This is a genomic window from Amycolatopsis sp. A1MSW2902, from assembly GCF_017312175.1.
Classification (GTDB): domain Bacteria; phylum Actinomycetota; class Actinomycetes; order Mycobacteriales; family Pseudonocardiaceae; genus Amycolatopsis; species Amycolatopsis nivea.
The window spans coordinates 8,963,482-8,982,864 of sequence record NZ_QJPO01000001.1 but is presented as its reverse complement, the minus strand read 5'-3'; the positions used below and the strand labels follow the sequence as shown (position 1 = coordinate 8,982,864).

At 69.6% G+C, this 19,383-nt stretch carries 18 protein-coding genes and 1 pseudogene; 9 read left to right on the top strand and 10 right to left on the bottom strand.

All coding sequences use genetic code 11. The features are described 5' to 3' along the window. Positions 1-1,476: a flavin-containing monooxygenase gene (locus DMP23_RS42055; protein WP_337824259.1), complete on the bottom strand. Its 1,476-nt coding sequence runs from the start codon at positions 1,474-1,476 to the stop codon at positions 1-3. A gap of 80 nt (positions 1,477-1,556) precedes the next feature. Between DMP23_RS42055 and DMP23_RS42050 the strand changes: the two genes are divergently transcribed. Beyond that, a complete protein-coding gene (locus DMP23_RS42050) occupies positions 1,557-2,198 on the top strand; it encodes a TetR/AcrR family transcriptional regulator (protein WP_037817003.1) in 642 nt (213 codons plus the stop codon). Here the strand turns inward: DMP23_RS42050 and DMP23_RS42045 are convergent. The 5 genes from DMP23_RS42045 to DMP23_RS42025 form a co-directional block, all read right to left on the bottom strand. Then, complete coding sequence (locus tag DMP23_RS42045; protein ID WP_275295250.1) at positions 2,185-3,042, bottom strand: sigma factor; 858 nt, start codon at positions 3,040-3,042, stop codon at positions 2,185-2,187. The two genes, DMP23_RS42050 and DMP23_RS42045, sit on opposite strands and share 14 nt — an antisense overlap. Positions 3,043-3,053: 11 nt before the next feature. Continuing rightward, complete coding sequence (locus tag DMP23_RS42040; protein ID WP_337824258.1) at positions 3,054-4,082, bottom strand: NAD(P)/FAD-dependent oxidoreductase; 1,029 nt, start codon at positions 4,080-4,082, stop codon at positions 3,054-3,056. Between the two features lie 66 nt (positions 4,083-4,148). Continuing rightward, positions 4,149-4,610, bottom strand: a complete 462-nt coding sequence (locus DMP23_RS42035; RefSeq protein ID WP_037817004.1) for a GNAT family N-acetyltransferase — start codon at positions 4,608-4,610, stop codon at positions 4,149-4,151. A 53-nt stretch (positions 4,611-4,663) separates the two neighbouring features. Then, positions 4,664-6,229 (bottom strand): ABC-F family ATP-binding cassette domain-containing protein, encoded by a 1,566-nt coding sequence (locus DMP23_RS42030; protein WP_337824257.1) that lies wholly within the window; start codon positions 6,227-6,229, stop codon positions 4,664-4,666. A gap of 160 nt (positions 6,230-6,389) precedes the next feature. Further along, the gene (locus DMP23_RS42025) at positions 6,390-7,202 is read right to left on the bottom strand and encodes a helix-turn-helix transcriptional regulator (RefSeq protein ID WP_337824256.1); all 813 of its coding nucleotides are present in this window, start codon (positions 7,200-7,202) and stop codon (positions 6,390-6,392) included. Between the two features lie 84 nt (positions 7,203-7,286). Here DMP23_RS42025 and DMP23_RS42020 point away from each other — a divergent pair. After that, positions 7,287-8,588: pseudogene (locus DMP23_RS42020) on the top strand (MFS transporter); the annotation flags it as partial. On the opposite strand, the gene DMP23_RS42015 reads toward DMP23_RS42020, so the two are convergent. Both DMP23_RS42015 and DMP23_RS42010 read right to left on the bottom strand, forming a co-directional pair. Continuing rightward, positions 8,510-8,968 (bottom strand): class I SAM-dependent methyltransferase, encoded by a 459-nt coding sequence (locus DMP23_RS42015; RefSeq protein WP_337824510.1) that lies wholly within the window; start codon positions 8,966-8,968, stop codon positions 8,510-8,512. The pseudogene DMP23_RS42020 and the gene DMP23_RS42015 overlap by 79 nt on opposite strands. 196 nt (positions 8,969-9,164) lie before the next feature. After that, complete coding sequence (locus DMP23_RS42010; RefSeq protein ID WP_337824255.1) at positions 9,165-9,728, bottom strand: class I SAM-dependent methyltransferase; 564 nt, start codon at positions 9,726-9,728, stop codon at positions 9,165-9,167. A gap of 90 nt (positions 9,729-9,818) precedes the next feature. Between DMP23_RS42010 and DMP23_RS42005 the strand changes: the two genes are divergently transcribed. Continuing rightward, the gene (locus DMP23_RS42005) at positions 9,819-10,397 is read left to right on the top strand and encodes a helix-turn-helix domain-containing protein (protein ID WP_037817009.1); all 579 of its coding nucleotides are present in this window, start codon (positions 9,819-9,821) and stop codon (positions 10,395-10,397) included. Here the strand turns inward: DMP23_RS42005 and DMP23_RS42000 are convergent. Further along, positions 10,387-11,343, bottom strand: coding sequence for a sigma-70 family RNA polymerase sigma factor (locus tag DMP23_RS42000; protein WP_337824254.1), 957 nt, complete (start codon positions 11,341-11,343; stop codon positions 10,387-10,389). The two genes, DMP23_RS42005 and DMP23_RS42000, sit on opposite strands and share 11 nt — an antisense overlap. A gap of 62 nt (positions 11,344-11,405) precedes the next feature. On the opposite strand from DMP23_RS42000, the gene DMP23_RS41995 reads away from it, so the two are divergent. The 4 genes from DMP23_RS41995 (at position 11,406) to DMP23_RS41980 (ending at position 14,727) form a co-directional block, all read left to right on the top strand. Further along, a complete protein-coding gene (locus DMP23_RS41995; protein ID WP_037817013.1) occupies positions 11,406-12,014 on the top strand; it encodes a maleylpyruvate isomerase family mycothiol-dependent enzyme in 609 nt (202 codons plus the stop codon). A 69-nt stretch (positions 12,015-12,083) separates the two neighbouring features. Further along, complete coding sequence (gene trpB, locus DMP23_RS41990; protein ID WP_037817014.1) at positions 12,084-13,241, top strand: tryptophan synthase subunit beta; 1,158 nt, start codon at positions 12,084-12,086, stop codon at positions 13,239-13,241. After that, a complete protein-coding gene (gene trpA, locus DMP23_RS41985; RefSeq protein WP_336157530.1) occupies positions 13,238-13,951 on the top strand; it encodes a tryptophan synthase subunit alpha in 714 nt (237 codons plus the stop codon). The genes trpB and trpA overlap by 4 nt, the downstream gene beginning before the upstream one ends. 41 nt (positions 13,952-13,992) lie before the next feature. After that, positions 13,993-14,727: a GntR family transcriptional regulator gene (locus DMP23_RS41980; RefSeq protein ID WP_037817016.1), complete on the top strand. Its 735-nt coding sequence runs from the start codon at positions 13,993-13,995 to the stop codon at positions 14,725-14,727. On the opposite strand, the gene DMP23_RS41975 is transcribed toward DMP23_RS41980, so the two are convergent. Beyond that, entirely contained in the window at positions 14,701-16,254 is a 1,554-nt protein-coding gene (locus tag DMP23_RS41975; protein WP_037817019.1) for a PucR family transcriptional regulator, read from the bottom strand. The two genes, DMP23_RS41980 and DMP23_RS41975, sit on opposite strands and share 27 nt — an antisense overlap. 122 nt (positions 16,255-16,376) lie before the next feature. Between DMP23_RS41975 and DMP23_RS41970 the strand changes: the two genes are divergently transcribed. Beyond that, the gene (locus DMP23_RS41970; protein ID WP_337824253.1) at positions 16,377-17,879 is read left to right on the top strand and encodes a CoA-acylating methylmalonate-semialdehyde dehydrogenase; all 1,503 of its coding nucleotides are present in this window, start codon (positions 16,377-16,379) and stop codon (positions 17,877-17,879) included. Positions 17,880-17,891: 12 nt separating this feature from the next. Continuing rightward, on the top strand, positions 17,892-19,247 hold the full coding sequence (locus DMP23_RS41965) for an aspartate aminotransferase family protein (protein ID WP_037817024.1): 1,356 nt from the start codon (positions 17,892-17,894) through the stop codon (positions 19,245-19,247). Positions 19,248-19,383: the final 136 nt, after the last annotated feature.

Genomic DNA, 19,383 nt, shown 5'->3' with positions numbered 1-19,383 from the left:
TCAGGCGAAGCTGTAGTCCTCCAACGGGAACCGCGCCGCCTCGCGGTGGGCGCTGATCGTCGAGGTCGGCCGGAGCAGGGTCGCCTCGCCGTGCTGGTTGAAGTAGTAGCTGTTGGCCGTCGCGCACTGGCCCAGCGCGAACACCGAGTGTCCGACCTTGTGCTTCATCCGGCCGAGGAACTCGTCGTTCGCCCGCTGGGTCACCTCGAACACGTCCGAGCCCCGGGCACGCATCCCCTTGAACAGCCGGTCGATGTGCTTCATCTGGCATTCGATGGTCGTGAAGTACGAGAGCCCGCTGTAGGAATACGGGCTGTTGAGCGAAACCAGGTTCGGGAACCCGGGCACGGTCACGCCCTCGTACGCCTGGAACCGGTTGTCACGCCACCACTTCCCGAGGTTCTTGCCGTCGCGGCCGATGATCTCGATCGCCGGGAAGTTCACGTCCCACAGGTTGAAGCCGGTGGCCAGCACGAGCGTGTCGATCTCGGTGCGCTTGCCGTCCGCGGTGACGATCCCGGTTTCGTCGATCCGCTCGATGCTCGTGGTTTCGAGGTGCACGTGCGGGCGAGTGAAGGCCGGGAAGTAGTCGTTGGAGAACGTCGGCCGTTTGCAGCCGAAGGAGTAGTCCGGCGTCAGCTTGCGGCGCAGTTCGGGGTCGCGGACCTGGCGGTACAGATGCGCGCGGCACCAGCGTTCGGCGATCCGGTTGGCGCCGCGGAACTGCCGGTACTGCACCACGCCGGAGATCATCATCAGTTCCAGCACCGAGCTGCCCGCTAGCCGCACCGCGCGCTGTACCAGCGGCAGCTTCGCGAACGCCTGCTGCAGCGGCTTCGGCACGGCGTAGTCCGGCTTCGGGCTGACCCAGATCGGCGTGCGCTGGTACACCGTCAGTTCCGCGGCGACCTTGGCGATCTCCGGGATGAGCTGGACGGCCGTCGCGCCGGTGCCGATCACCGCGGCGCGTTTGCCCGCCAGGTCGTAGCTGTCGTCCCACTTGGTGGTGTGGATGACCTTGCCCGCGAACCGGTCGATGCCCTCGATGTCCGGCATCTTCGGCTGCGACAGGAAACCGGTGGCGGTGAGCAGGTACTTCGCGGTGACCGTCTCGCCGCCTTCGATGCTGACCCGCCAGTTGGAGCCGTCCCAGGTCGCGCCGGTCACGACGGCGCCGAAGCGCATCGAGGCGCGCAGACCGTACTTGTCGGCGACGTGCTCGGCGTACTTTTTCAGCTCCGCGCCCGGCGCGAACAGCCGTGACCAGCACGGATTGGGTTCGAACGAGTAGGAGTAGGTGGACGACGGGATGTCGACGGCCAGCCCCGGGTACCGGTTCACGTGCCAGGTCCCGCCGAGGTCGTCCTCGCGATCGAGAATCAGCAGGTCGCGGTAGCCGAGGCGGCGGAGCTGGATGGCCGCCCCCATGCCGCCGAAGCCCGCGCCGACGATGACTGCGTCGTACTGCGCGTCCATGTCCGACCTCTCGTCCGGAACTACTTGTCAGTAACGGAACGGTATGTCACTTCGGCGGACTTGGCAATACACTGCAGTGCGTGACAGCCCAGGAGAGCCCCCGCACCACCCGAGCCGAGCGCAAGAAGCAGGAACTGCGCCGCGAGATCATCGACGCGGCGTTCGATTGCTTCGCCGACCTCGGCTACCACGCCACCGGGATCTCCGACATCGCCACGAAGCTCGGCATCGGGCACGGCACCTTCTACCGCTACTTCCAGAACAAGCGCGACATCGTCGACCACGTCATCGACGACCTGGTCGCCCGCATCGTCACCGCGCTCACCGCGGAAAACGCGCCGGACGCGGTGTCTACTTTGGACGCCTACCGCGAGCAGACCGCCCGGATCGGCGACGCGCTGGCGCAGATCTTCGGCGAGGACCCGCGCGTGCCGCGGCTGCTGCTGTTCGAGGCCGCCGGCATCGACAAAGCGATGGCGGCGCGCGTACTCGACTTCTTCGAGCTGGCCACGGAACTGACCGCGGCGTATCTGTCGCACGGCGTGGAGCTCGGGTACCTGCGCGCGGACCTCGACATCGAGAACAGCGCGCGGGCGATCAACGGCATGATCCTGGCGTCGGCGATCGCTTCGCTGCGCAACCCGGACCCCGAGGAGCAGCGCCGGGTGAGCGAGGCCGTGCGGCGGATGATGTACGACGGGATCGCGGCTAGGCGAGAGTGATCTCGGTCAGCTTGTCGGGGTTGCGCACGAAACACAGCGTCGACACCCCGGCATCGCCCGCGCGGACGGTGACTGTGGTCGTCGCCTTGCCGTCCTGAAGGAAGACCGCACCGGGGCCGCCGTTGATGATCGCGGGCACGATCGTCACCTCCTCCATCGTGGAAATCCCGATGAGGAACTGCGCGATCCGGTCCCGGCCGAACAACGGCTTGCGCGCGGCGAGCACCTTGCCGCCACCGTCCGAGTACAGCACCGCGTCCGGTGCGATCAACGCTGCCACCTTGTCGATCTCGCCGGACAACACCGCTTCGGCGAGCGTCGCCAGCGCCTCGGCGTCACGATTCCCCTGGTCTGGCAAGGAATCCCCGATCGCCGAGGTCACCGCCCGCTGCGCGCGCGAGACGAGCTGGCGGGCCGCCGCGGGCGTCGTCTCCAGCACCTCGGCGACCGATGGATAGTCGACGTCGAGCACCTTCCGCAAGACAAACGCCGCCGCCTGCTCCGGGGTCAACGTGCTGAGCACGAAGTCGAGCGCCTGGCCCAGACCGTCGCGATGCAGCACCTCCCACTCCGGCGAATCCCCCTCGACCACCGGATCCGGCAGCCAAGGACCGGGATAGTTCTCGCGCCGGCGCCGCTGCGCGCGGACCGCGTTGAGCGCCAGGCGCGAGACCATCACCGACAGAAACGCGTGCGGGGTGCGGACCGTCTCGAGGTCCACCCGGGACCAGGTTTCCCACGCGTCCTGCACGACGTCCTCCGCGTCGTACCGCGATCCGGTGATGTGGAAGGCGGCGGCGAGCATCGTCGGCCGATGCGCGGTGAAGACGTCGCCGTGGTCCATGGCGGCCAAGTCTAGGCGCCGGCCGGCCACGAGTACCGGCCCGCGCGATCCCGTTCCTGGCTCAGCCACCGCACGGTCATCCGGCAGATCGTCTCCTTGACGAGCCCGCCCGCGCGCCCGTCGATCGCGATCGCGCGCTCGGTGTCGTCCGGGTGCAGGAACTGGACACGACCACGTCCGCTGCCGAGGTCGGTGCACTGGAGCACGTAGCCCATCCGGAACGGCTTCCCGGCCTGCCCTTCGCGGCGCGCGGTGATGACGTCGGCGACGTGCGCGCCCATCGGCAGCGCCGTCGCGCACGCGGCGCGGAAGGAGGTGTGCACGGCGTCGCCCGCGCCGAGGATGTTCGGGTGCCCGGGGACGGTGAGTTGCTCGTCCACCAGCAACCGGCCGAACTCGTCGACCGGCAGTCCCGAATCGGCGGCGAGACTCGGCACGGTGAACCCGGTGGTGTCCACGACGAGCCCCTCGAGCTCGGCCGGATCGACGCGTCGGCCGAGTTCGATCTCGACGCCTTGTTTGGCGAGAAACCGCAGGTGCGCCCGGATCGCGCGGCGATCCGGGGCGGTGGAGACCAGCTTCACCGCGCGTCCGGCTTCGCGCAGCGCCCCGGCCAGCTCGACGCCGGTCAGGCCTGCGCCGACGATGGTGACCGGCGCGTCCGGTGCCTCGGCGAGGGCGGCGCGGAGCCGTTCGGTCTCCTCCTCGGAGACGATCCGGTAGGTGCCGTTGTGGACGCTGGTCCCGGATCCGACCGCGTAGACGAGGGTGTCGTAGGGCAGGTTCTCGCCGGAGGCGAGCTGGATCTTGTCTTCACCGATCTTCGTCACGGTGTCCTGGACGACCTCCACGGCCGGGTTCAGCACGGTCTCCAGGTCGAGCCGGGCGTTCTCCCGGATACCGGTGGCCACGCGATGAAGCCGGATTCGCTCGACGAACCACGCGTTCGGCGTGACCAGCACCACTTCCTCGCCACGCCCAGCGAGCCGGTTCGCGGCCATGACCCCGGCGTATCCCGCGCCGAGCACTGTCGTCGTCATGCTGTCCTCCTCCGCTTTCGGGGTTTTCAGCGGATGGACACCGGTCGCGGAAAATCTGTGACAGCTTCAGAGACGGCGAGACAGGTAGGTGCTGTTCGGGTCGTCTCGGTAGTTCCCGAACGGCGCGCACGGGGTGAAGCCCGCTCGCGTGTACAAGGCACGGGCCGGGGCGAAGAAGTCCATGCTGCCGGTTTCCAGGGAGACGCGCTCGATGCCACGGTCTTTGGCGTCCTGGAGCAGGTAGTCCAGGAGCGTGCGGGCGATGCCTTGCCCGCGTCGTGCGGGGTCGGTGCGCATGCTTTTCAGTTCCTCGTGCCGCGGCTCCAGCGTCGCCAGTGCGGCGGTGCCGACGAGGTGCCGGTCGTCCCGGACAGTCCAGAGCCGGACGTGGGGACGCTGGAGCGCGGCCAGGTCGAGGGCATGCCTGCTCTCGGCCGGGGAGGTGGGCGCGAGGTCGTCCAAGTGTGCCTGCAGGAACCGCCGAAGCTGCGGGTCCGCGAAGTCAGCACGCTCGATCAGCAGAGGCATTGCCCCAGACTGCCCTGTGGATGTTTCACCGCTGTTACCTCGCGCCCATCGCGTCAGAGCGCCAACCGCGGCCAGGAAGCCGTGTCGCGCAACAACTGCCGGTCGTGCGTAGCCACCACCACTGCCGCCGACGTCGAGTGCAGGGCGTCGGTCAGTTCGTCGACCAGCGTTGCCGACAGGTGGTTCGTCGGCTCGTCCAGCAGCAGTACCTGCGGGCGCGCGGCCAGCACCAGCGCCAGATCCAGCCGCCGCCGGGCTCCGGTCGACAGTTCGGCGATCGGGCGGTGGCGGTCGTATCCGCTGAGCAAGCCAAGGTCGGCCGAGCCCAGGAGCTCGGCCGCGGTCCGCCGGGCCGGCAGCGCGGATTCCTGGCCCAGCCAGCCGATCCGCACCGACCGGGCGCGGGCGACTGTGCCCGACGTCGGCTCCAGCGTTCCGGCGAGCACCGCCAGCAGCGTCGACTTTCCGGCCCCGTTCCGGCCGGTGACGACGAGCCGGTCCGCGCCGCCGAGGGTCAGGTCGACCGGATGGTCCAGCCGCCCGGCGACGGTCACCCCGGCTGCCCGCAACGCGACGGTTCCTTGGTGCTGCGGCAGTTCCGGCATGGCGAACCGCGCGGGCGGCGGCGGAACAGCCACCACGTGCGCGTTCAACTCCTCCTGCCGCCGGTGCACAGCACGGACCAGACCGGGTGCCCGGGTCGCGCGGCTGTGCTTGCCGTGGCCCTTTTCCGGACGCCAGTTGTCGCGCAATCTGTTCTGTGCGGTGGAAAGGTCGTCCGAGAGCCGCTGCCGTTCGGCGAGTTGCTCGGCGTGCAGCGCTTCCCAGCGAGCCCGTTCGGCTTGCCGGGCCTCGACGTACGCCGGATAGCCGCCGCCGTAGCCGCGCGGCCGGCCGTCGCTCGACGGGTCGAGGTCCAGCACGGACGTGGCGACGTCGGCGAGCAACGCGCGATCGTGGCTCACCAGCACGACCACGCCCGGGTACGCGCGCAGCCGTTCGGTGAGGTGCGCGAGCCCGGACGCGTCGAGGTGGTTGGTCGGCTCGTCCAGCAACAGTACGGAATGTCCCGCGCCGAGCAGGCACGCCAGCCGGACCCGATGCCGCTGCCCGACCGACAACGTGCCGAGCGGGCGGCTCCGGTCGTCGACCGCGTTCAGCGCGGCCAGCGAGACCTCGACCCGCCGGTCCGCGTCCCACGCGTCGAGCGTTTCGGCGGCCGAAAGCGCGGCAGCGAAGGCGTCGTCCGCGCCAGGTCGCCCTTCGGCGAGCGCGGTCGTCGCGTCCTCCAAGCAGGCCAGGGCATTGCGCACGGCCGCCAGTTCGAGGTCGATCAGATCGCCGACGGTTTCCTGTTCTCCCAAGGGAATCTGCTGGTCGGCAACACCGATCGGGCCCGCGCGGCGAACCTCGCCGCGGTCGACCGGCTGCGTCCCGGCGAGCACGCGCAACAAGGTGGTCTTGCCACGACCGTTCTCGCCGACAATGGCGACCCGGTCGCCGGCCGCCGCGACCAGATCGACCCCGGCGAGCACCGGGCGGCCGCCGAACGAGACATGGACGTCGGACAGCCGGACATGCGCCGTACGCACGAGCGCAGGCGAAAGCGGAGATGTCATGAGGGAAATGCCTCCGATGAAACGTGATCAGCAACAAGGACGAGGGCCGGTGCCGCGAACGCGCGCGGTACCGGTGGAGGCGGTGATCCCTCAGAGGTAGAGCTGGTGCTGTATCACGATCACCAGGGTAGGCGTCCGCGAGAAGGCGCGCATCCGAATTTCACGCCACGAGCGACGGGAGCTTCGCGGCGGTCTCCGGATCCGCCGGCAAGCAGGTGAACAGCTTCCGGCCAGTGTCGTCCATAGTGGACAGTTTCACGTAATCGAAGGCGAGCACCCCGGCCCGCGGATGGTCGAAAACGCGCCTGTTGCCCGTGAACGGCGCAACGTCGTGGGCGGCCCACCATTCGGCGAACTCCGGGCTTGCCTCGCGCAGCGCCCGCACCAGCTCGGTCGAACGCGCGTCCTCGGCCCGGGTCGCGGCGTCGGCACGGTACTGCGCGAGGAGATTTCGGGCCTGCCCCGGCCAGTCGACCAGCAGCGTGCGGATCCGCGGCACGGTGAACACCAGCCACAGCAGGTTCCGCTCGCCGCCGGGCAACAGCGCCGGATCGCCGATCAGCGCGGCCTCGGCACGGTTCCACGCGACGAAGTCCCAATGCGGGTCGAGCACATACGCCGGGTTCGGGTCCAGTGCGTCGACCATGCCCTGCAGCAGCCGCGGCGAAGACTCCGCGGGATGGTCTGGCGGTTCCTCAGCGAGAGCGAACAGATGCTGCCGTTCCGTGTCGGAAAGCCGCAGTTCCCGCGCGAGACTTGCCAGGACCTGCCTGCTGACAGTGATGTCCCGAGCCTGTTCAAGCCACGTGTACCAGGTGACGCTGACCCCGGCCAGCTGCGCGAGTTCCTCCCGGCGCAGCCCTGGCGCGCGCCGCCGCGGCCCCGCCGGAAGACCGACCTCCGCCGGAGTGAGCCGATCGCGCCGCGAACGCAGGAAGTCCGCGAGGACGCGCCGGCGCGATGCAGACGACATGCGTTCCTTTCCGGTCCTGGTAGTGGCGATACCAGCATATTCGCCCGCTACCCCCGCGTCCGGCCCGCTGCCGACGATCAAGCCATGCACTCCGTTTCCCCGCACTGGCGCGCGCTCGCGATCCTGCTGGCCGGCGTTTTCATGGCGGTGCTGGACACCTTCATCGTGTTCGTCGCCGCCCCCGCCATCCGGTCCGACCTCGGCGCCTCGCCCGCCGAACTCCAGCTGCTGCTCGCCGGTTACCAGCTCGCGTACGCCGTGGCACTCATCACGTTCGCCCGGCTCGGCGACCTCCGCGGCCGCAAACCGGTGTTCCTGGCCGGACTGCTGCTGTTCACCGGCGCGTCGGCCGCGTGCGCCGCCGCTCCTGGCGCCGGGTGGCTGGTCGCCGCGCGGTTCGTCCAAGGACTCGGCGCCGCGGCGATGTTCCCGCAGGTCCTCGCGATGATCCACGTCGTGGTGCCCGGCCTGCAGCGCCCGAAAGCGTTCGCCGTGCTCGGCGCGGTCATCGGACTTTCCGGCGTCACTGGCCAGCTGCTGGGCGGGATCCTCGTGACCGCGAACCTCTTCGGCAGCCCGTGGCGGGCGATCTTCTGGGTCAACGTCCCGATCGGACTGCTCACCCTCGCCCTCGCCGCCCGCTTCCTGCCGCGAACCCAGCCAAACGGCACCGCGCGACTGGACCTCCGCGGCACCGCCGTGCTGACCGTCGCACTCACCCTGCTCGTCCTGCCGCTCATCACCGGCCGGGAAGCGGGCTGGCCGCTGTGGTCCTGGTGCAGCCTCGCCGGCGGTGCCGTCGCACTCGGAGTCTTCACGGCCGTCGAACGCCGGGTCCCCGCTCCGCTGGTTCGCCCGGGACTGCTGCGGCAGCGCGAATTCAGCCTCGGCATGGGCCTCGTGCTGCTGACCTACGCCGGGATCAATTCGTTCTTTCTCGTGCTTTCCCTTGCCCTGCAGGACGGTCTGGGCCTCAGCCCGCTCGACGCCGCGCTCACGTATCTGCCGTTCGCCGCCGCCTTCCTCGCGCTGAGCCTGCTCGGCAGCCGGGTGCCCTTCGCGCCGCTCCTCGGGGCTGCGACTGCCGGGCTCGGCTACGTCGTGCTGATCACGCTCTCGACCACTCCCTGGTCCTTCGCTCCCGCGCTCGCCTTGATCGGCGCAGGTCAGGGGTTGCTCGTCCCGCCGCTGTTGAACCACGTGCTGGCCTCCGTCCCCCGCGCCGACGCCGGGATGGCCTCCGGCGTGCTGGCGACTGGGCAACAGATCGGCGGAGCGCTGGGAGTCGCGGTGATTGGCGCTGTTTACTACTCCGCTCTACCCGGCTTGCCACTGCACGCACTCGCGCTGGCGTGCGGCGGGATTCTGGTGCTCACTGTCGGGGCGATGGTTGTTCTCCGGATGCTGCCGCGCCGACGAACGCACGGAGCGCCAGCACGATCGGCACCGGCGACCCGGTCTCGGCGAACCGGTCGAACGACAAACCGGCGGCCAGAAACCCGTTCAACAGCTCGGCCAGTGCGTCGTGCTGGGGTTCTGGAGCACACCGTTGGCGCCGTACTCGTTCTCGGTTCCTGCAGCGCCGACGAACGCACGGAGCGCCAGCACGATCGGTGCACCAGCACCGAAACGACCGCATCGACGCTGCGGTCCCCGATCGGCAACCGCTCAGCATCGGCCCGGACGGTCGGCAGCCGAGCCCGGGCGTGCCGCAGCATCCCGCTGGACAGGTCGACTCCGAGCGGTGTCCAGCCCAGCTCCCGCACCAGGTCCGCGTGCACACCGGTGCCGCAGCCGATCTCCAGGCACACCCCGCTGCCTTCGCCGAGAAGATCCCGCAGCGCGCTCGCCCCGGGGTTCACCGGCTGGGCGCGGAGAAACTCCTCCTCGTACCAGTCCGCGATCTCGTCATAGGCCGCCACCACTCCAGTGCACTACCGAATCGCCCCCGTCCGCGACCGATTACGCGTTCGGCGAAGAAACCTTGCGGGCACAGAGAATCGTGTCGTGCAATTCCCCGCCATGCACCTTCCGCGTCCGGTTCTCCGCGACCGTGATCTCCCACTGCCCAGGATCCAGACCGACGTCCTGGACGGTGATCGTCGACTCCGGCGGATGCATCTCCCCGTGGTGATGCCCGACCACCAGCAACGTCCCGCCCGGCGCGACCCACTCCGCGAGCCGCTCGAACAGCGGGCCCGCCGCGTGCACGTAGTGCGTTGCGACCAGGTCGAACTTCCCGTCCGGAGTCCATTTCAGCAGGTCAGCGCACACCCACTCGACCTCGCTCGACCGTTCGCGCGCGTGCCGCAGCACCTCCTCGGACAGGTCGATCGCCGTCACCTGCCATCCGTGCCCGGCGAGCCAGATCGCCTCGTTTCCTTCGCCACAGCCAGCGTCCAGCGCGCGTCCCGGCGGCAGCTTCCCCGCCTCCTCGACCAGCTGCGGATGCGGTTCGAGCTGCGCGTGTCCGGCGGCACCATGCCAGTGCTCGTCCCAATAGGACTGATCGAATGCGTGCGGCACAACGGTTCCTTTCCTGGGGTTCCCGGTTCCACCTTGCAAACCCTCCGGCACATCTGGCAAGGAAGCTTGCCAATCTGTCAAACTCGGGCAATGGACGACGACCGAGCCCTGGACGCAGTCGGCCCCCGGTTGCGCGAGCTGCGCCGGAAGCGGGACGTCACGCTGGCCGAACTAGCCGCGCAGACCGGCATCGCGGCCAGCACGCTGTCGCGACTGGAATCCGGCAACCGGCGGCCCACCCTTGAACAACTGCTGCCGCTGGCCCGCGCGCACGGCGTGACCCTCGACGAACTGGTCGACGCCCCGCAAACCGGCGACCCGCGCATCCATCTTCGCCCGATCAGCTGTGCGGACGGCGTGACAATCCTGCCGCTCACGCGCCGTCCGGGCGGGATCCAGGCGTACAAATTCATCCTGCCCGGACAACGGAAAAAGCAGGAACCCGATCCCAGGACGCACGAGGGCTACGAGTGGACTTATGTCCTCAATGGACAGTTACGGCTGGTGCTCGGCGAGCACGACATGACGCTTTCTCCCGGCGAGGCAGCGGAATTCGACACCCGGGTACCGCATTGGTTCGGCGCGGCGTCGGCGGAACCGGTGGAGTACCTGTGCCTGATCGGACGACAGGGGCAGCGCGCGCACGTGCGGGCCGCACCTAAGGCATGACCGTGGCGGGCAGTCCGAAGGCCGGGAAATGCTCCGCGCCAAGGAAAGACGTGAGGTCGCAGATCCGGTCCTCCCGCAGGGTCAGCACGGTGATGGACCACGCCTCGTGCGGGACAGTTGCCGAACCGCCGAGGTAGAACGCCACGGCCGGTTGGGCATTAGCGCTGATCAGCCGGACGCGCCAGCTGGGGCAGCGCGTCATCGGGACTTGGAAGGCGAACTCCGTGACGGCGGCGCGGCCGCGGTACCAGTGCGGCAGCGGCGGCATCGACCAGGTGACGTCCTCGGTCAGCAGGCTCACCAGACCGTCGACGTCGCCTTCGGCAAGGGCGGTCGCGAACCCGGTCGCCAGCTCGTGAAGGCGAGAGTCGCCGAGCATCTGCTGCTGAGTCCGGGCGGGAACGTGCGCCGCGATGGTCCGGCGGGCGCGGGCCAGGGCGGAGTTCACCGAGGTCACGGACGTTTCCATCATCGCGGCGATCTCGGCGGCGGAGAAGCCGAGGACGTCGAACAGCAGCAGCGCCGCCCGCTGGTTACCCGGCAGATGGCGGCACGCGGCGACGAAAGCCAGCTCGACCGCCTCGCGTTGTTCGTAGCTGGCCGCGGGGAAATCGGGGCAGGGGCCCAGCCAAGCCACGTCGGTACGCGGGGCGGAGTCGAGGACGACCTGCTCGCTCGCCGGGCCGAGGTCGACCGGCAGTGCGCGGCGGCCGCGCTGCTCGATGAGGTCCAGGCAGGTGCGCGTGGCGATTGTAAACAGCCAGGTGCGCAGCGCACTGCGGCCCTCGAACCCGGGCAGCCCGCGCCACGCTCGCAGCAGCGCCTCCTGCACGGCGTCGTCGGCGTCGTGGATCGAGCCGAGCATGCGGTAACAGTGCGCACGCAATTCCACCCGCAACGGGGCCACCGCACGGGTGAACGCGGCTTCCGAAGAAAATTCCCCCACGACCGACGATTCTGCCGCATCCGGCCGGTCTCACCTGGCAACGACTACCGAGGAGACCTGGAATGACCGCGACCTGGCAGCAGATCCACGCCGAACGCGCCGCACTGGCCGACGATCTGTCCGACGCCGCATGGAGCACGCCTTCGCTGTGCGAGGGGCTCTCCGTCCGCGAGGTGCTGGCCCACCTCACCGCCGGCGCGTCGCTCACGCCGCTGCGCTGGATGGCGGGCGTGCTCCGCTGCCGGTTCGACTTCGATCGGCAGGTCGCGATGCGATTGGCCGAGCACCTCGGCGACAGCCCGGCCGACACGTTGGCCCGCTTCCGCCGGGTCGTCACCAGCACGACGAAACCGCCGCTGCCGGTCGTGGCGATGCTCGGCGAGACGGTCGTGCACGGCGAAGACATCCGCCGTCCGCTCGGCATCCACCATGAGTATCCGATCGACACGCTCACCGCGGTGGCCCGCTACTACCTCGGCTCCGACCTCGTCGTGCTCGCTAAGGGACGCGTCCGCGGCCTCCGCCTCGAAGCAACCGACAGTGACTTTTCCGGCGGCTCGGGACCCCTCGTGTCGGGCCCGACACTCGCCCTGATCATGGCCATGACCGGCCGCTCCCGGTTCCTCGACGACCTGGACGGGGACGGCGTCGAGGTGCTGCGGCAGCGCTGACGGGCTTGCGCTCCGTCGCCAAGAGTTCTATAACAGTGGAGACAGTTATAGAACTCTAAGGAGCCGCTCATGCGCACCCCACCCCAGGAAGGACGCTTCGGGGAGTACGGCGGGCGCTGGGTGCCGGAATCCCTGGTGCCCGCCTGCCTCGAAGTCGCCGAGGCGTTCGAGAAGGCCTGGGTCGACCCCGGTTTCCGCGAGCAGCTCCAGACGATGCTCGCCCGGCACGTCGGCAGGCCCACGCCGGTGACGCCCGCCGAACGGCTGTCCGCGGAACTCGGCGTGACCGTCGCGCTCAAGCGGGAAGACCTCACGCACACCGGGTCGCACAAGATCAACAACGCGGTCGGCCAGGCGCTGCTCGCCAAGCGGATGGGCAAACAGCGGCTGATCGCCGAGACCGGGGCCGGGATGCACGGCGTCGCGACGGCCACCGCGGGCGCGCTGCTCGACCTGCCGGTCACGGTGTTCATGGGCGAACAGGACGTCGAACGCCAGTCGCACAACGTGTTCCGCATGCGTTACCTCGGCGCGGAGGTCGTCCCGGTCAGCTCCGGCAGCCGCACGCTCAAGGACGCGACCAGCGAGGCGATGCGGCACTGGGTCAGCTCGACCGAGGAGGCGCACTACTGCCTCGGCTCGGTCGTCGGACCGCATCCGTATCCGTGGATGGTGCGGGAATTCCAGCGCGTGATCGGCGACGAAGCCCGCGAACAGCACGGGACCGTGCCGGATTTCGTCGTCGCGTGCGTCGGCGGCGGATCCAACGCGGCGGGCACGTTCGCCGGATTCGCCGACACCAGCGCCCGGCTGGTCGGAGTGGAAGCGATCGGCGGATCGGGCGCGACGTCCGGCCAGGCCGGGGTGCTGCACGGTTCGCGGTCGCTGTTCCTCCAGGACGAGCACGGGCAGATCCTCGAAGCCCATTCGATCGCGGCCGGGCTGGACTATCCCGGTGTCGGGCCGGAACACGCGCACCTGCGCGACCTCGGCCGGGCGCAGTACTTCGCGGTCAACGACGAAGCAGCGGTCGCCGCGGCCGCGCAATTGGCTCGGACCGAGGGAATCATCCCGGCGCTGGAATCCGCGCACGCGCTTGCCTGGGTGGCCGAAGCCGCTGGCACGCCGGATCTTCCGGCGGGTTCCACGGTGCTGCTCACCCTGTCCGGTCGTGGCGACAAGGACATCGCCACGCTCATTGCCCGCGCCGAGGAGTCCCGCGCATGAAAACCGACCGCAAAATCCTGATGCCGTATATCACCGGCGGCGTTACTCCACAGTGGACAGAATATCTTCCGGCGCTGGTCGAAGCCGGTGCGGACGCGATCGAAGTCGGTATCCCCTTCTCCGATCCGACCCTGGACGGCGTGACCATTCAGGAGGCGTCCAACGTCGCTCTCTCCAACGGAACGACTCCGCGCAGCGTCCTCAATGTACTGTCGGAGACCACAGTGGACGTTCCGGTCATCGCGAGCACCTACGCCAACTTGGCCGTCCGCAAAGGTTTCTGCGCTGACTTGAAAGAAGCCGGAGTCGACGGTCTGATCGTGCCCGACCTTCCGCTGGAGGAAGTACCCGCGATCGAGAATGAAATCGACCTGGCACTCCTGGTCTCCCCCGCGACGCCGACCGACCGCGCGCACGAGATCGCCGCGCGCAGCCGAGGTTTCGTCTACGCCGTCTCGTCGATGAGCACCACCGGCGAACGCGACCACCTGCCCGCCTCCGCGATCGACCTGGCGACCCGGCTGAAGAACTCCACCCACCTGCCGGTCCTGGTCGGCTTCGGCATCTCGCGACCGGAACACGCCACCGAGGCCGCCCGCGTGGCCGACGGCGTGATCGTGGGCGCCGCGATCATGCGGCGGGTGCTCGACGGCGCCGGTCCAGCGGAGGTCGGCGAGTACGTCGCGACCATGCGGGCCGCGCTGGACTAGAATCCGCTGGTCCCCGCAGAACCGGACCAGAACGGACGCGCATGGCCCGATACCGAGCGATCGCCGCGGATCTCGCCGCGAAGATCCGCGCCGGGGAGTACGCGCCCGGCGAGGCCCTGCCGCCGCAGCGGGAGCTCAGCGCGTCCTACGGCGTCACGCTCATGACGCTGCGACAAGCGCTGCGCGAACTCAGCGACGAAGCCCTGATCGTGCAACAACCCGGCCGAGGCACCTTCGTGGCGCCGACGCCGGCCTCGTACCAGCTGGGCTCCTTGCGCAGCTTCACCGAGGACTTGCGCGATCAGGGTTACGTCGTGCGCACCGAGGTCGTCAGCCAGGCAGTACGCCGGTTGCCCACTCGCATCGCCGCGCGACTGCAGGCCCGGGCGACCGATTCCGGCCTGCGGCTGGAACGAGTACGCGAGTTCGGCGGCCGGAGAGCGATCCATCAGGTGTCGTGGATCGCTCCCCCGCACGGGGAACGCTTGCGGGACACCGATTTCACCGCGGTGTCGCTCTACACCGCACTGTCCGAACTGGACGTCGTGGTGGACCGCGCCGCCGAAACCATCCGCCCGGACGCGCTCGACGACAAGCTCGCCCGCCTTCTCGACGAACCGGTCACCACCCCGGTCCTGGTCAGCGAGCGCACCACAAGCACCCCGGACGGCACAATCGTCGTCATCGACCGCGCGACCATCCTCGGCAGCATGATGCACATCAGCACCGAACGCGCCGCCGACCGCCTCTCACTGCGCTGGGGAGCCGGAAGCTGAACCCCGATGCCCATGCGCCAAAACCGCCAGATGCAACGAAAGCCGAGTGTCCGAATCAGACAGATCCACACCCAGCAACCGCTCGATCGTCGCCAACCGCGAATACGCCGCCGGACGGCTCAGGTTCAACGCCTTCGCGAACTCCGTCATCGAGTACCCCGACTCGACAAACGCCCGCAACGTCGCGAACGCCCGGCTGGCCCGCGGTTCCGGCAACGTCAGCAACGGCCGCAGCTGCGCCTCGGTGAACTCGTGCAACCGCGGATGCTCCCGCAACCACCACAACAACCCGCGCACACCCAGGTCGCCAGCCCGCCGAAGTCCAGGCGTACCAGGCGATTCGACATCCGCGACGTGCACCGCCTCCTGCAGCGCCGCCGGTAGCTCACCGAGCCGGCGCACCGGTCCGGCCGCCCCGAACGCCGCCGCCAAGCCAGCCGGAACCCCGGCGACCACGCGCTCCAGCAACGCTTTCTCCGCAGCCACCGAGGAGCACGGGAACACCGCCGCCACCCGGCCTTCCGCCAGTACGCCGCCGATCCCGTCGCTGGTCAGCACCGCGTCCAGCAGCGCCCGCTCCTGACCGGCCCGAGCCGGACGGCACACCAGCACCGTGTAGTACGCCGCCGCAGCCAGCCCCAACGCCCTGGCCCGCGCGCGGACCGAACCCTCGTCCGCGCCATGCAGCAGGTCCCGCAGCAAGTCGCCCTGCGCCTCGATTTCCACTGACAACGGCGAGCGTTCCAGCAGCTTCCCGACGGTCAACGCCTCCGCCGCGCGTTCGAGCACCATCCACGCCGACGGCTGCTCCGCCGAGTGCGCGGGCACGACCAGCCGGCCCCAGCGTTCCCGCGGCGGCCCCACTGGCGTGCACATCCAGCCCTCCGGACCGCCGACCGCGGTCGCCGCGGAAAACGGCACCCGGCGCGACCGGGCGGGCCAGTCGCGCAGCAGCGATTCCGCCGAACCGGCCCCGGCGAACGCGAGCGCCCGATGCGTCCGGTCCTCCAGCACCACTGGCAGCCCGATCAGGTCCGCCGCGTGCGCGAGGACCGCGTCCGGCGCCTGCGACGCCGAACCGACCGTGCTGAACGCCTCGTGCGCACGCTCGGCCAGCCGCAACCTCTCATAGTGCGCGTTGACGATCCTCGCGTGCACGATCTCGGTCACCTCGATGAAGCGGATCGTGCTCCGCAGTTCCACCAGCGGGAACCGGGCCGCCCGCGCGGCCTGCACCAATCCGCTCGGCAGCGCCTTCGGCCGCTCCCACGGGTCCACGACCAGCCCGATCGCGCCGGCGTCGCGCAGCGAACGCACGTACGCCACCGGGTCGAAGCCCGGCTCGGCGAACGCGCGCCCGATCGAGAGCACCAGAACGTCGCTGGTCAGCGTCCCGGCTACGTCGCTCAGCTCGCTCACGTGCACCGACCGCACCGGCACGTCGACCGCGTCCGCGGCCGAGCGCACGACCGGCGCCCCGGCGGCCATCACGGGCAGCTCGAGAACGTCTCGCAGGGTCAGGTCCACCCGCGCAGCATAACCCGACGAAATGTAAAGCTCGGGGTCAACAACGTGACGATCCGTCGGTTACCTCAGACCCGTCCGAGAGGGACCCTCAGAGGGCGAATACCAGGAAGAAAGGTGGCTCGATGAGCGATTCCGTGCCGACGCTGTCCCAGTGGATCGCCGGTGGCGAGGCAGCAGGCTCGCCGGACGGCTACGGGGACGTCACGAACCCGGCGACCGGGAAGGTCACCGCGCGCGTGCCGCTCGGCTCGGCCGCGGACGCCGAGGCCGCGATCGCCGCCGCGAAGGCCGCGTTCCCCGCCTGGCGCAAGACGTCGCTGGCCAAGCGCAGCCGTGTGCTGTTCCGGTTCCGCGAACTGCTCGACGCGCGGTCAGGAGAACTCGCCGAAATCATCACCTCCGAGCACGGCAAAGTGCTGTCCGACGCAGCGGGCGAGGTCGCGCGCGGCCTGGAGGTCGTCGAGTTCGCCTGCGGCATCCCGCAGTTGCTCAAGGGCGCGGCGACGGCCAACGCGTCCACCGACATCGACGTCACGTCGCTGCGCGAACCGCTCGGTCCGGTCGCGATCATCTCGCCGTTCAACTTCCCCGCCATGGTCCCGATGTGGTTCTTCCCGATCGCGATCGCGGCCGGGAACACCGTGGTGCTGAAGCCGTCGGAGAAGGTGCCGACCGCCGCGAACTGGATCGCCGAACTGTGGCGCGAAGCCGGTCTGCCCGAAGGCGTGTTCAACGTGTTGCACGGCAACAAAACCGCGGTCGACGCGCTGCTGCACAGCCCGGACATCGAAGCGGTTTCGTTCGTCGGATCGACGCCGATCGCGCAGTACGTCTACGAGACCGGCACTGCGAACGGCAAGCGTGTCCAGGCGCTCGGCGGCGCGAAGAACCACATGGTGGTGCTGCCCGACGCCGACCTCGATCTGGTCGCCGACCAGGCGGTCAGCGCCGGTTTCGGGTCCGCGGGCGAGCGCTGCATGGCGGTCTCGGTCGTGGTCGCGGTGGGCGACGTCGCCGACGCGCTGGTGCCGCGGATCGCCGACCGCGCGAAGACGCTGGTGACCGGCGACGGCACCCGCTCCTGCGACATGGGCCCGCTGGTCACCGCCGCCGCGAAGGACCGGGTCTCCGGTTACATCGCCGCCGGTGCGGAAGCCGGCGCGACGCTGGTCCTGGACGGCCGCGAAGGCGAGTTCGACGCGGACGGCGAGGGATTCTTCGTCGGCCCCACGGTGTTCGACCACGTCCGCCGGGACATGCCGATCTACACCGACGAAATCTTCGGCCCGGTCCTTTCCGTGGTGCGGGTGGAAACGTTCGCCGACGCGATCGAGCTGATCAACGCCGGCCCGTACGGCAACGGCGCGGCGATCTTCACCAACGACGGCGGCGCGGCCCGCCGGTTCTCCGCCGACGTCGAGGCGGGCATGGTCGGCGTGAACGTGCCGGTGCCGGTCCCGGTGGCCTACCACTCGTTCGGCGGCCGCAAGAACTCGCTGTTCGGCGACACTCACGCGCACGGCGGCGAGGGCGTGCACTTCTTCACCCGCGCCAAGGTCGTCACCACCCGCTGGCCCGGCGCCGGACAGGGCGGGCTCGACCTCGGCTTCCCGCAGAACGTCTGAGAGGGATCTGCAATGGACACTCAGTCGGCAGCAGCCCGGCACCTGTGGATGCACTTCTCCCGCATGGGGAATTACCCGGACTCGCCGGTCCCGGTGATCACCCGCGGCGAGGGCGTGCACGTGTGGGACGACCGCGGCCGCAAGATCCTCGACGGCCTGGCCGGACTCTTCGTCGTGCAGGCCGGACACGGCCGTCGCGAGCTCGTCGAGGTCGCCGCGCAGCAGGCGAACGAGCTGGCGTACTTCCCGATTTGGGGCTATGCCACGAAACCCGCGGCGGAACTGGCCGAACGGCTCGCGCATCTCGCGCCGGGCGACCTCAACCGCGTCTTCTTCACCACCGGCGGCGGCGAAGCGGTCGAGTCCGCGTGGAAGGTCGCGAAGCAGTACTTCAAGCTGACCGGAAAACCCGGCAAGCACAAGGTGATCAGCCGCGCGGTGGCCTACCACGGCACCCCGCACGGCGCACTCGCGATCACCGGGCTGCCCGCGATGAAGAAGGACTTCGAGCCGCTCGCGCCGGGCGGGTTCCGCGTGCCGAACACCAACCTGTACCGGCATCCGGAGTTCGCCGACGACCTCGAAGCGTTCGGCCGCTGGGCCGCGGACCGGATCGAGGAAGCCATCCTGTTCGAGGGCGCGGACACGGTCGCCGCGGTCGTGCTCGAACCGGTGCAGAACTCCGGCGGCTGCCTCACGCCGCCGCCCGGGTACTTCGAGCGCGTGCGGGAAATCTGCGACCGGCACGACGTCCTGCTGGTCGCCGACGAGGTGATCTGCGCGTTCGGCAGGCACGGCGCGACGTTCGCCAGCGAGAAGTTCGGTCTCCAGCCGGACCTGCTGACCTGCGCCAAGGGCCTCAGCTCCGGGTACAGCCCGATCGCCGCGCTGATCGCGTCCGACCGGGTGATGGAGCCGTTCCTCGCCTCGAAGGTCGCCTTCCCGCACGGGTACACCTTCGGCGGGCACCCGGTGTCGGCCGCGGTCGCGCTCGCGAACCTCGACCTGATGGAACGCGAGGGCCTCAACCAGCGCGTACTGGACAACCAGGACGCGTTCCGCTCGACGCTCGACAAACTCCTGGACCTGCCGATCGTCGGCGACGTCCGCGGCGACGGGTACTTCTGGGCCGTCGAACTGGTCAAGGACAAGGCGACCCGCGAGACGTTCAACGCCGACGAACGGGAACGCCTCGTCCGGGGTTTCCTGCCGGGCGCGCTGTTCGACCGCGGCCTCTACTGCCGTCCGGACGACCGGGGCGACGTCGTCGTCCAGTTCGCTCCGCCGCTGATCGCCGGGCAGGCGGAGTTCGACGAGATCGAACAGATCCTGCGAGACACGCTGCTCGAAGCGCAGAAACTCGTCTGAGCCAACCGGCGAGGGAGGAGGCCGGGACCGTCTGGTCCCGGCCTTCTTCCGTGCTGTCGCTGATCCTGGTGACAACGAGCCCTCACCGCGAGACGGCGCGCATGCCCGCGCACGAACCCGGCCTCGACCGGCGCGA